The 11,451-nt window shown below is 70.4% G+C and carries 10 protein-coding genes and 1 pseudogene; 5 read left to right on the top strand and 6 right to left on the bottom strand.

Features of this window, described 5'->3' with window-relative positions; translation table 11 throughout:
- Window positions 1–95: 95 nt before the first annotated feature.
- The 6 genes and pseudogenes from ACZ619_RS45420 to ACZ619_RS45395 all read right to left on the bottom strand — a co-directional run.
- Window positions 96–815: pseudogene (locus ACZ619_RS45420) on the bottom strand (DUF5655 domain-containing protein); the annotation flags it as partial.
- A gap of 921 nt (window positions 816–1,736) precedes the next feature.
- Complete coding sequence (locus tag ACZ619_RS45415; protein ID WP_469611878.1) at window positions 1,737–3,209, bottom strand: MFS transporter; 1,473 nt, start codon at window positions 3,207–3,209, stop codon at window positions 1,737–1,739.
- 89 nt (window positions 3,210–3,298) lie between these two features.
- A complete protein-coding gene (locus ACZ619_RS45410) occupies window positions 3,299–3,688 on the bottom strand; it encodes a hypothetical protein (RefSeq protein WP_469611876.1) in 390 nt (129 codons plus the stop codon).
- 110 nt (window positions 3,689–3,798) lie between these two features.
- Window positions 3,799–4,338, bottom strand: coding sequence for a hypothetical protein (locus ACZ619_RS45405; protein WP_469611874.1), 540 nt, complete (start codon window positions 4,336–4,338; stop codon window positions 3,799–3,801).
- 177 nt (window positions 4,339–4,515) lie between these two features.
- A complete protein-coding gene (locus tag ACZ619_RS45400) occupies window positions 4,516–5,280 on the bottom strand; it encodes a DUF4328 domain-containing protein (protein WP_469611872.1) in 765 nt (254 codons plus the stop codon).
- Window positions 5,281–5,390: 110 nt separating this feature from the next.
- On the bottom strand, window positions 5,391–7,013 hold the full coding sequence (locus ACZ619_RS45395; RefSeq protein ID WP_469611871.1) for a beta-N-acetylhexosaminidase: 1,623 nt from the start codon (window positions 7,011–7,013) through the stop codon (window positions 5,391–5,393).
- Window positions 7,014–7,168: 155 nt separating this feature from the next.
- On the opposite strand from ACZ619_RS45395, the gene ACZ619_RS45390 reads away from it, so the two are divergent.
- The 5 genes from ACZ619_RS45390 to ACZ619_RS45370 all read left to right on the top strand — a co-directional run bounded on the left by ACZ619_RS45390 (window position 7,169) and on the right by ACZ619_RS45370 (window position 11,311).
- Window positions 7,169–7,717: a 2-oxo-4-hydroxy-4-carboxy-5-ureidoimidazoline decarboxylase gene (locus ACZ619_RS45390; protein WP_469611869.1), complete on the top strand. Its 549-nt coding sequence runs from the start codon at window positions 7,169–7,171 to the stop codon at window positions 7,715–7,717.
- Window positions 7,718–7,907: 190 nt separating this feature from the next.
- Window positions 7,908–8,288 carry a succinate dehydrogenase, cytochrome b556 subunit gene (sdhC, locus tag ACZ619_RS45385; RefSeq protein ID WP_469611867.1) on the top strand — a complete coding sequence of 127 codons (381 nt, stop codon included), beginning with the start codon at window positions 7,908–7,910 and terminating at the stop codon, window positions 8,286–8,288.
- A gap of 5 nt (window positions 8,289–8,293) precedes the next feature.
- Window positions 8,294–8,776, top strand: a complete 483-nt coding sequence (locus ACZ619_RS45380) for a succinate dehydrogenase hydrophobic membrane anchor subunit (protein ID WP_469611865.1) — start codon at window positions 8,294–8,296, stop codon at window positions 8,774–8,776.
- Between the two features lie 19 nt (window positions 8,777–8,795).
- Window positions 8,796–10,550 (top strand): succinate dehydrogenase flavoprotein subunit, encoded by a 1,755-nt coding sequence (sdhA, locus tag ACZ619_RS45375; protein WP_469611864.1) that lies wholly within the window; start codon window positions 8,796–8,798, stop codon window positions 10,548–10,550.
- Window positions 10,550–11,311 (top strand): succinate dehydrogenase iron-sulfur subunit, encoded by a 762-nt coding sequence (locus ACZ619_RS45370; RefSeq protein WP_469611862.1) that lies wholly within the window; start codon window positions 10,550–10,552, stop codon window positions 11,309–11,311. The genes sdhA and ACZ619_RS45370 overlap by 1 nt, the downstream gene beginning before the upstream one ends.
- Window positions 11,312–11,451 lie beyond the last annotated feature (140 nt).

Below are 11,451 nucleotides of genomic sequence, written 5' to 3'. Positions count from 1 at the left end.
CGCACGACGGCGCAGCTCAAGCGGGTAACGGGAGGGTCGTGCCATGACTCAATCCTTACATGGAATCGAGCCTCCACCCGACCCGGGGCGGTTCAGAGCTTGGTCTGCTGCGGCGGGCAAACGCAGGCGAAGTTCCGCAGCCGCTGGTACGCCACATACTGCTTGCGCTGGACCCGGGTAACGCCGTCCCCAAGGCCGAGCAGCATCTCGTCGACCGCTTCGGAAAGCTCCGCCAGGGTTCGGTCCTGCGTGCGGGCAGGCTTCACCCCCGCCGCGCGTCGGCGAACCCGCCTTGCCGCAGCCGAATGCCCAGTGGCGGAAGCCACGGTCTCAAGGCCGACGAGGTCGTTGCCGAAGTACCGATAGCGGACCAGGTCAATCGAGCGCCGGTGCTCGCGCACGGCATGCGCGTCGTAGCGGGTGAAGTCGCCGGCGACACAGATCAGCCGAGGTGCGCTCCACAGGATCTGGGACGCGGCCGACGCCCCGAATCGGTCCCAAACCAGATTCCGGAAGGCGTCCTTGTGGGCCATGAGCCACGCCATGTAGTAGAGACCCTGGTTTATCACACCGGCATCTGTGCCACGCTTGTATTCGACTACCACAGGTGCGAAATTCTCGTCGACTCCCAGCGAGTCGATCCGCCCGCCGTCGACACAGCCAATGACGTATTCGCTCGCCAGGAACCGCACCCCCAGCATCGTCTCCATGTGTGCCTCAATGAGGTCCTGCACGTCCGCCTCGACCTCAGCAAGGCGCGGCATGACCTCGGTCACGTCGCTACTAGTCGTGTGGAACAGCTTCAGGTCCGACACCTTCCCCTCCTCGACTCGGTGATCACCAACGCCGATAGGGTTCAGGTTTATTTCCGAAATGGACTTCGGAGGAGTGAAGGAAATGTGAGACGCTGGCGCACGGCCCGACCATGGGGGCGTTCGCATCCGCAGGCGACCTGGAATCCCAATCCCCCATGCGCCCATCGCCAGTGCAGACGCTTCCCATTCCGCACCCAGAACGTTTCGCTTCTGGCTACGCTGTCGCGCACGGGTCTCGCTGGCCGCACCCGCCTCCGTGCGAGGCTAGAGCGCACGGGCCAACATCAAGTCAGCACGGGAACGCCAAAGGGGTCCGCCCTCGAAGGGACAGACCCCGCTTGACCTTGACGTTTGCGAGATCAGTTAAGTCGCACCATGTCACCGTCTACTCGCCGGACCGGAAGTCGCTCACACGTCCGCCCTCCACGTGACGGACTGATCGGCCTTCATGGGAGCCCCTCGCGTGGGGAGGCATTCGCTCGGCGCGACGGCCCTCAAGAGCCAAGCCGACGACTGGGCGCATGACCAACGCGTGACCAACAGCGGTCAGGAACAGCCAGAAACACCTGGATGAGGACCGATCCAGGCGGTAAACGTGAACCTGCACTAGGGCCACAAAATGCCTGGTCAGAGGGCATACAGGAGCGTACTCCGGCCAGGGGTGGCGGCCCCGGCCGTTGCTTCGGTCCTACCGATCCGAGCCGCGATGCCGTCCGGTACGAGGCACTGGGTGCGGTGACGCCTCCGCCCGAGTCATGGCTGTCGGCCGCTCCGCGCAGGGAGCGGCGCCGGGCCCGGGATCGCAAACGACGGAAACGCCACAGCGGGAGTTCGGGGCGAGGCGCACCGTGGGGATCGTCGCGGTGGGCACCGCCGGCCGCCCGGCAGTCACGACGGACGGCCTGGTGTACGGCAGGTGGCTCAGCCGGCCGAGTCGACCGGTTCGGGGGTCCGCTCGGGCGTGGTCTGCGGGGTGGGCGCCCGGTCCGCGTCGACCACCGTCGCGGCGATCAGCGCACCCAGCAGCAGCGCGCCCATCGCCCACCAGGTGGCGACGTTGAAGCCGTGCACCAGCGCCGTCGCCTGGAGCGACTCCCGGTTCACGCCCGGCCCCGCGTGCCCCGCGAGGTAGTGCGAGGTCGCGCTCGCGGCGATGGTGTTGAGCAGCGCCGTGCCGATCGAACCGCCCACCTGCTGAGCGGTGTTGAAGGTCGCCGAGGCCGCGCCCGAGTCGCGCGGCGGGACGCTGCCGGTGGCCAGCGACACCGACGTCATCATGGCCGTGCCCATGCCGAGGCCGAGCATCAGCATCGCGGGCAGGATGTGCGAGGCGTACGCGGACTCGGTGCCCACCTGCGCGATGATCGCCAGCGCGCCGGCCGCGAGCAGCAGCCCCGGCACCATCAGCACCCGCGGCGGCACCCGGTGCAGCAGCCGGGCCGCGACCTGGGTGGAGCCGGTGACCATGCCGACGGTGATGGGCAGGTAGGCGACGCCCGTCCTGACCGGCGAGTACCCGAGGACGCCCTGCATGTAGTAGGTGAGGAAGAGGAAGACGCCGAACATGCCGATGGTCACCAGCAGCACGGTGAGGAAGGCGCCGACGCGCTGACGGTCCTTCACCACCGTCATCGGCAGCAGCGGCACCCTGGCCCGGGTCTGCCAGAGCCCGAACAGCCCGAGCAGGACGACCCCGCCGGCGAGCAGCGCCAGCACCAGGCCGTCGCTCCAGCTCCGTGACTCCGCCTCGGAGAAGCCGTACACCAGGGCGAGCATCCCGGCCGAGCCCAGCAGCGCGCCCGGTACGTCCAGCCGGGCGTCGGGGTGGCGTTCGCCGGTCGGGAGCAGGGCGAGCGCGCCGAAGAAGGCGGCCAGGGCGATGGGCACGTTGACGTACAGGCACCAGCGCCAGTCCAGGTACTGGGTGAGGAAGCCGCCCGCGAGCAGCCCCACCGCGGCGCCCGCGCCGATGATCGCGCCGAAGATGCCGAAGGCCCGGCCCCGGTCCTTCGGGTCGGTGAACGTCGTCGTGAGCAGCGACAGCGCGGACGGCGCGAGCAGCGCGGCGAACACGCCCTGGAGGGCCCGCGCGCCGAACAGCATCCCGGAGTCGGCCGCGGCCCCGCCGAGGGCGGAGGCGGCGGCGAACCCGAGCAGCCCGATCACGAACGTGTTCCGGCGCCCGGCCAGGTCGGCGACCCGGCCGCCGAGCAGCAGCAGCCCGCCGAAGGCGAGCGTGTAGGCGGTGATGACCCACTGCCGGTTGCCGTCCGACATGTGCAGGGCGGCCTGGGCGGAGGGGAGGGCGATGTTGACGATGGTCATGTCGAGCACGACCATCAGCTGGGCGAGGGCGATGACGACCAGGGCCCACCAGCGTCGGTTGTCGGCCATGGGCTCATGGTGCTCCCACCCCGCCCAATTGGGAACGCCTGCGTCTCTTATTACCGCTTTTTTGCCAACTCCCCCGCGGCGGTGCGGTGTCAGGCCGTCGAGGCCGTCGCGTCCCGGCACAGCAGCCGCAGCGAGCCGTGGCCGCCGTAGCAGCGGCGGGCCTCGTCGAGCGGGTCCCACAGCCGGCCGTCGGGGGTGCGGATCCGGTGGTCACCGCCGGACACCCACCACTCGGCGCCGCCCTGACGGACAATCACCTCGCCCGCGTAGGCGCCGAGGCCGCGCAGGACCCGCCGGACGGCTTCGTACGGCGCGCCCTCCCCGCGTATCTCCTCGATCATCCGGTCGACCCGCCACAGGCTCCGCGCCGAGTAGTCGAGCCGGATCCGCGCGCCCTCACGCGCCATGGCCACGGCGTCCGCCGCCCACCGGGCCGGCCTGCCCACGGCGTGCGGCCCGGTCCACTGCTGTGCTGTCACATAGTCGGCTGTCACATAGGCAAGAGCGGGGCCGGAGCCGGTTTCGTCACTGCGGTCCGGGGGTGTCCGCGCAACCGGCGCAGGACCCTCGCACCGCGCTCACGAATGGTTCACCCACGGCCCCTGGCGCGCCGTGAGACCACCGCGCGCAGCACCCGGCGGCCCTCGGTGGAGATGTCCAGCGCGCGCCGCAGTCCGGCCGCGCCGTGGCCGCAGAGCAGCTCCAGCACGGCGACCTGGCGGCGGAGTTCGGCGGCGACCAGCGGTGACATGCCCTCGGTGCCGCCCTCTCGGCGGGCGTCGACGGTGGCCGCCGCGTCCTCGACGGGATCGAGGAGCCGGTGGATCCGCAGCGCGGCGACGGAACAGGCGTCGGCCCACAGCCGGACGTCGGCGGCCTCGCGCGCGGCGGGTGCGGCGTCGAGCATCCGGCGGGCGAGCCGCTCGGCCTCGTCGTCTCCCGCGGCCAGCTCGCCGCGCGCCTTCTCCAGGGCCGCGCTCCAGTCGGAGTCGTCCGCGAGGCTCGTCCACAACGGCCGCAGCACCAGGTCGTCGCCGCCCAGCAGCGGAACGCAGCGATCCAAACAAGCCAGCCCGCCGGCGGCCAGTGCGCGTTCGTCGGCCTGAGCGATCAGCTCCACCAGGCTCATCCCACTCCTCCCACAACCGGTCCAGACCAGGCCACCGCCCCCACGGAGCCCGCACTTTCCCTTACTGCGTGCGATACGGCAGGAGTGTCACAGCGACACGGCCCCCGGCAGGTCAGGGAACCCCGAGAAAGGGTTTTCAGCCAAGAGGGCCGACGGGTATGAGATGCGGGGCGCGGGTCAGAGGGCGGCCGGGGCGGCGCCCGCCATCGTCCTGTCGTGCTGCATCCGGGTCAGCCGGACCACGAGGAGGATCGCGAGGACGGCGGCGACGACGTCGAGGACGTCCGCGACGAGCATCTCCCCGGTGACGGCATGGACCCGGGCGGCGCCCTCGGCGTCGTCGTAGTCGAGCTTCGCCCAGCGGTCGGTCAGCAGCGCGAGCAGCCACACCGTCCACCAGGCGTTGACCAGCGCGTGCGAACGGGGCGCGCCCCACGGGCCGCTGGCGTGCCAGATGTCGACGGTGACCTGGCGCGGGACGACGAGGCACATGAACGGCACGAACCAGCCGAAGAGCGCCCAGCCGGGCGGCCTGCGGTGCCCGAGCGGGGCGAACACCTGGGCGTTGGCCCGCACCCGGTGGAACCAGCACAGGAACACGAGCGCGCAGGCGGCCAGCGAGACGGAGTGGGCGTCGGCGGCGAGGCGGACCAGCGTGCCCGCGCGGCCGGCCCGCAGCAACACCGCGTTGCCGGTCCCGCCGTCCATGAGGTCGCCCATGACGTCGTACTGGAGGAGGGCCGCCCACACGGCGAACAGGTCGACGGCGGCGACCACGCCGAGCAGCGCGGCGGCGGCCAGGCCTAGGCCGACCGGTGAGCGCGGCCGGTGTCCCGGCGCGCCGCCGTGGACCGGTCCGGGCCCGGCCGGGTCGCCCAGGCAGAGATGGCACAGCACGGCACCGGGCGCGGCGGCGAAGTGGTGACAGCGGGCGCAGATCAAGCGGACTCCCCCGGGCTGCGTACGGGCACGCGGCCCTCCCCGGCACGTGCGCGGAATGCGGAACATACGGCCCGCCGGCGCCGCGCGTCCACCCGTCGGACGCCCCCGGATCAGCCCAGTTCGTCCGCGAGCTTCCGGAACCCGGTCCAGGACATCGACGGGGTGCCCGGGTCCCAGAGCTTCTGGACGGTGGCGCGCAGCGGCATCCGGATGCCGGCGGCGACCTGGTCCTGGGTCTGGGAGTTCGCGAGGTCGCACCAGACCGCGAAGGAGCCGCCGAGGATCCTCGCGTCGTAGCTCGCGGGCACGGCCGTGGTACCGCGCAGCACGCGCGGGGTCCACCGTTCGTAGATCCGCTGCCCGGTCGGGTAGACGAAGGTGTTGGGCTCGCCGAGGACGTAGTAGAGGAACTCGTCGTTGTAGTTGAGGAGTTCGCGGCCCGCGCTCAGGTACTCCACGGGCTGCCGGGCGCCGTACTCCTTGCCGGTCCAGTAGGCGGTCTGGAGGTCCTCGGCCGGCCGTACGGAGGAGCTGCGCAGGAAGCCGTCGTTCCAGACCCGGACGGTCCGGTCGTGGGCGCGCACGGTGCCGGCGCGGTCGCCGAGCCAGCCGGTGGTGAGGTCGGCGACGGTGGCGCCGGAGCCGTACCGCTGCCGGGCGGCGGCCGCGAGCTGCGGGTAGGAGGCCTGCGGGTCGGAGACGGTCAGGGCCTGGTACTCGTCGCCGCCGAGGTGCCAGTAGGAGCCGGGGAAGACGTCGGCGTACTCGTCGAGCAGGTCGTCGACGATCCGCGCCGAGGCGAGCTTGGAGATGTCGATCGCGCCCCTGGTGGCGACGCCCTGCGCGTTGCGCAGCTGGAGGTCCGGGTGGGCGGCGAGGACGGCGCCGAGGTGCCCCGGCGAGTCGATCTCCGGCACCACCTGGATGTGCCGGGCGGCCGCGAGGGCGACGATCTTCTTGACCTGGGCCTTGGTCAGATGGTCTCGGGAGACGATCTCGGGGTGGGTGTCGGACTCGATCCGGAAGCCCTGGTCGTCGGAGAAGTGCAGCCCGAACTGGTTGTACTTGAGGTCGCCCAGCTCGCGTATCCGGTCCTCGATCCACCCGGCGGTGAACGGCTTGCGGGCGATGTCCAGCATGAAGCCGCGCTGCGGCTTGGCCGGCGTGTCCTTCACGACCCCCTCCGGGGCGGTGCCGCCGCCGTGCACCTCCTGCTTCAGCGTCCGGGTGCCGTAGAAGACGCCCGCGTCACCGGGCCCGCTGATCCGCGCCGTCCCGCCGCGCACGGTCATGGTGTACGACTCCGCGTTCCCGGACCCGCCGAGGTCGAGCCGCAGGTCCCCGGCCCTGACGTCGTCGTCCGCGCCCTTCTGTCCGGCGTACGACAGCCCGAGTTCGCCGGCTATCAGCCGCCCCTCGTCGGCGAGGTCCGCGTCGCTGACCACGACCCGCCCGCTCTTCGCCGGCCGCCAGCCGGGCCCGTGGGCGGCGGTGAAGGAGCGGACCGCGGGGATGGTGCGCGGGGCCCGGGAGAGGGGGTAGCTGCGGGTCGGCGTGGGGGTGGGGGCCGGGCTCTCGGCCGCTCCGGCCGTCGTGGCGTCGTCGCCGCTGCCGGAGACGGCCCACACCGCGACGCCGGTACCGAGGGCGGCGGTCCCCACGAAGGCGGCGGCGATCACCGCCCGCCGCCGCGCCGTCTGCCGTGCCGAGGGACGGCGCCTGTGCTGGCTCACAGGGCAAACCTACGACGCCGCCGACGCGCCGACGTCATCGGCTCAATCCGAAACTCTCCCGTTCGGGTGAAATTCAGGCAACCAACGGACACCCTGTGACCGTCCTCGATAACGTCGACGACACATCTCTCACAGCATCCCCTGCCACACCACATGTGACGCGAGGACCCACGCTGCCCGCCCACCGCCTGCCCCGTCTCCCCACCCCGCTGGACGCCTTCAACGCCGCCCCCGCAGAGGAGGCCGGCGCGCTGCTCCTGAACTGCCTGCGCAGCCCGCGCTGGGCCCGGCGGATCACCGCCCACCGCCCCTACCCGGACACCGGCTCCCTGCTGGCGGCGGCGGACGAGGCCGCGTACGACCTGTCCCCGGCGGACCTCGCGGAAGCCCTGGCGGGCGAGGCGCTGCCGGACCTCCCCGAGGACACCTACTCGGCGGCCCACACGGCCCTGACCGCGGCCCACGCGGCCTACGAGGCCAAGTTCGGCCACGTCTTCGTGATCTACCTGGGCGACACGCCGCCGGGCGAACGCCTGGACCGCGTCCTGGAAGGCGTCTACTCACGTTCGAAGAACGATCCGGAGGACGAGCGCGTGATGTCCGCGGAGCAACTCCGGCGCCTTGCGCAGGGGCGTCTGATGGAGTCGCTCAGGGGCGCGGGGAACTGCGCGACCAGCCCCAACGCTCCCGCACCCGGCAAATAACGGACAAGCCGCCCCGGATGCCGCCCGGCTAACCCATACGCGTGCCACTTTGATCACACCGGTAGGCCCGGCGTAAGCCCAGCGGTGGCGCATCGCTACGATGCTGGGGGCCGGTGGACCGTACCCGGCCGGGCCCGACCGACAGCACAAGCCGGCGCGGCCCCGATACCCCGCTCCCGGAGGGACTTCCGTGCCGGCTGGAACGCTGTACCGCGGCCGGGAAGGAATGTGGTCCTGGGTGGCTCACCGAGTCACCGGCGTCCTCATTTTCTTCTTCCTGTTCGTTCACGTGCTGGACACCGCTCTCGTCCGCGTCTCCCCCGAGGCCTACGACAAGGTCGTGGCCACGTACAAGACGCCGATCGTCGCACTGCTGGAGTACGGCCTCGTGGCCGCCATCCTCTTCCACGCCCTCAACGGCCTGCGCGTCATCGCCGTCGACTTCTGGTCGAAGGGCCCGCGCTACCAGAAGCAGATGCTCTGGACGGTCGTCGGTGTCTGGGTCGTCCTGATGGCCGGGGCCCTTTACCCCGTACTCGGCCACGCCGCTCGTGTCCTGTTCGGGAGCTGACGCAGATGTCGACCACTGAAACCCCCGCAGCCGGCGTCGGCCCCGTCGAGGGCGCCCCCCTCTTCAACGTCGACAACCCGGCCCCCCTCATCGAGGCCCCGCGCAAGCGCACCAAGAAGACCCCGCGCTCCACCCGCGGCAACTTCGAGATGGCCGCCTGGCTGTTCATGCGCCTGTCCGGCGTCGTGCTGGTCGTCCTCGTCCTCGGCCACCTGCTGATCCAGCTGGTGCTCGACGGCGGCGTGTCGAAGATCGGCTTCGCGTTCGTGGCCGGCCGCTGGGCGAGCCCCTTCTGGCAGGTCTGGGATCTGCTGATGCTGTGGCTGGCCATGCTGCACGGAGCCAACGGTCTGCGCACGGTCGTCAACGACTACGCGGAGCGCGCGAACACCCGGCTGTGGCTCAAGGGCCTGCTCTACACCGCCACGGTGTTCACCATCCTGCTGGGCACGCTGGTGATCTTCACCTTCGACCCGAACATCCGCTAGGCACGGGGCTGCGAGAATCATGAAGATCCACAAGTACGACACCGTCATCGTCGGCGCCGGCGGCGCGGGCATGCGCGCGGCCATCGAGTCGACGAAGCGCAGCCGCACCGCGGTGCTGACCAAGCTCTACCCCACCCGCTCCCACACGGGCGCCGCGCAGGGCGGTATGGCCGCCGCGCTCGCCAACGTGGAGGACGACAACTGGGAGTGGCACACCTTCGACACGGTCAAGGGCGGTGACTACCTGGTCGACCAGGACGCCGCCGAGATCCTGGCGAAGGAGGCGATCGACGCCGTCCTCGACCTGGAGAAGATGGGCCTGCCGTTCAACCGGACGCCCGACGGCACGATCGACCAGCGCCGGTTCGGCGGTCACAGCCGCAACCACGGCGAGGCCCCGGTCCGCCGGTCCTGCTACGCGGCCGACCGCACCGGCCACATGATCCTCCAGACGCTGTACCAGAACTGCGTGAAGGAGGGCGTGGAGTTCTTCAACGAGTTCTACGTCCTCGACCAGCTGATGACCGAGGAAGACGGCGTCAAGAAGTCCGCGGGCGTGGTCGCCTACGAACTGGCGACCGGTGAGATCCACGTCTTCCAGGCGAAGGCCGTCATCTACGCCTCCGGCGGCTGCGGCAAGTTCTTCCGGGTCACCTCCAACGCGCACACCCTGACCGGTGACGGCCAGGCCGCGGTCTACCGCCGTGGTCTGCCGCTGGAGGACATGGAGTTCTTCCAGTTCCACCCGACCGGCATCTGGCGCATGGGCATCCTGCTGACGGAGGGCGCCCGCGGTGAGGGCGGCATCCTCCGCAACAAGGACGGCGAGCGCTTCATGGAGAAGTACGCGCCGGTCATGAAGGACCTCGCGTCCCGTGACGTCGTGTCCCGCTCCATCTACACGGAGATCCGTGAGGGCCGCGGCTGCGGTCCCGAGGGCGACCACGTCTACCTCGACCTCACGCACCTGCCGCCGGAGCAGCTGGACGCCAAGCTCCCGGACATCACCGAGTTCGCGCGCACCTACCTCGGCATCGAGCCCTACACGGACCCGATCCCGATCCAGCCCACCGCGCACTACGCGATGGGCGGCATCCCGACGAACGTCGAGGGTGAGGTCCTGTCGGACAACACGACGGTCGTCCCGGGCCTGTACGCGGCCGGCGAGGTCGCCTGCGTCTCCGTGCACGGCGCCAACCGCCTCGGCACCAACTCGCTCCTGGACATCAACGTGTTCGGCCGCCGGGCGGGCATCGCGGCCGCCGAGTACTCGCACCGGTCGGACTACGTCGAGCTCCCGGAGAACCCGGCCGAGTTCGTCGTCTCCCAGATCGAGCAGCTGCGCTCCGCGACGGGCAACGAGCGGGTCGCCACGCTCCGCAAGGAGCTCCAGGAGACCATGGACGCCAACGTCATGGTGTTCCGCACCGAGCAGACGATCAAGACGGCGGTCGAGAAGATCGCGGAGCTGCGCGAGCGCTACCGGAACGTCTCGATCCAGGACAAGGGCAAGCGGTTCAACACCGACCTGCTGGAGGCGATCGAGCTCGGCAACCTGCTCGACCTGGCCGAGGTCATGGCGGTCTCCGCGCTCGCCCGCAAGGAGTCCCGCGGCGGTCACTACCGCGAGGACTACCCCAACCGCGACGACGTCAACTTCATGCGCCACACCATGGCGTACCGCGAGGTGGGCGACGACGGCGCCGAGTCCATCCGTCTCGATTACAAGCCGGTCGTCCAGACCCGCTACCAGCCGATGGAGCGTAAGTACTGATGGCAACCCCCGTTCTGGACAAGGTGGAGGCGGAAGCCGCCGCCTCCCCCTACATCACGGTCACCTTCCGGGTCCGCCGCTTCAACCCGGAGGTCTCGGCGGAGGCGGTCTGGGAAGACTTCCAGCTGGAGATCGACCCGAAGGAGCGCGTCCTCGACGGCCTCCACAAGATCAAGTGGGAGGTCGACGGCACGCTGACCTTCCGCCGGTCCTGCGCGCACGGCATCTGCGGCTCGGACGCGATGCGGATCAACGGCAGGAACCGCCTCGCGTGCAAGACGCTGATCAAGGACATCAACCCCGAGAAGCCGATCACGGTCGAGCCCATCAAGGGCCTGACGGTCCTGAAGGACCTGGTCGTCGACATGGAGCCGTTCTTCCAGGCGTACCGGGACGTCATGCCCTTCCTCATCACGAAGGACACGAACGAGCCGACGCGTGAGCGCCTCCAGACCGCCGAGGACCGCGAGCGCTTCGACGACACCACCAAGTGCATCCTGTGCGCCGCGTGCACGTCGTCCTGCCCGGTCTTCTGGAACGACGGCCAGTACTTCGGCCCGGCCGCCATCGTCAACGCGCACCGCTTCATCTTCGACAGCCGTGACGAGGCGGGCGAGCAGCGCCTGGAGATCCTGAACGACCGTGACGGCGTCTGGCGCTGCCGTACGACCTTCAACTGCACGGACGCCTGCCCGCGCGGTATCGAGGTCACCAAGGCCATCCAGGAAGTCAAGCGCGCCCTGATCACCCGCCGCTTCTGACCTCCCGGTCCCGCCGCACCGCCCGAGGGCCCCGCTCCTGAAGAGGATGCTGTTGGCGAATTCGGAGCCGTGCGTGACGTCGGCCTTCGAGACCTGGTTGTGGTCTTGAAGGCCGACGTTGTCGTATGGGGTGGGTGCGG

It is taken from the genome of Streptomyces sp. NPDC104367, from assembly GCF_055583825.1.
This window is presented reverse-complemented; position numbering and strand designations above follow the sequence as displayed.

What these genes read in the sequence shown, in the direction of transcription:
- ACZ619_RS45405 (WP_469611874.1), bottom strand. Translation starts at nt 4,338, where the DNA reads ATGAGCCTGGTGGAGCTGATCGCTCAGGCCGACGAACGCGCACTGGCC.
- sdhA (WP_469611864.1), top strand. Translation starts at nt 8,796, where the DNA reads ATGAAGATCCACAAGTACGACACCGTCATCGTCGGCGCCGGCGGCGCG.
- ACZ619_RS45380 (WP_469611865.1), top strand. Translation starts at nt 8,294, where the DNA reads ATGTCGACCACTGAAACCCCCGCAGCCGGCGTCGGCCCCGTCGAGGGC.
- ACZ619_RS45370 (WP_469611862.1), top strand. Translation starts at nt 10,550, where the DNA reads ATGGCAACCCCCGTTCTGGACAAGGTGGAGGCGGAAGCCGCCGCCTCC.
- ACZ619_RS45415 (WP_469611878.1), bottom strand. Translation starts at nt 3,209, where the DNA reads ATGGCCGACAACCGACGCTGGTGGGCCCTGGTCGTCATCGCCCTCGCC.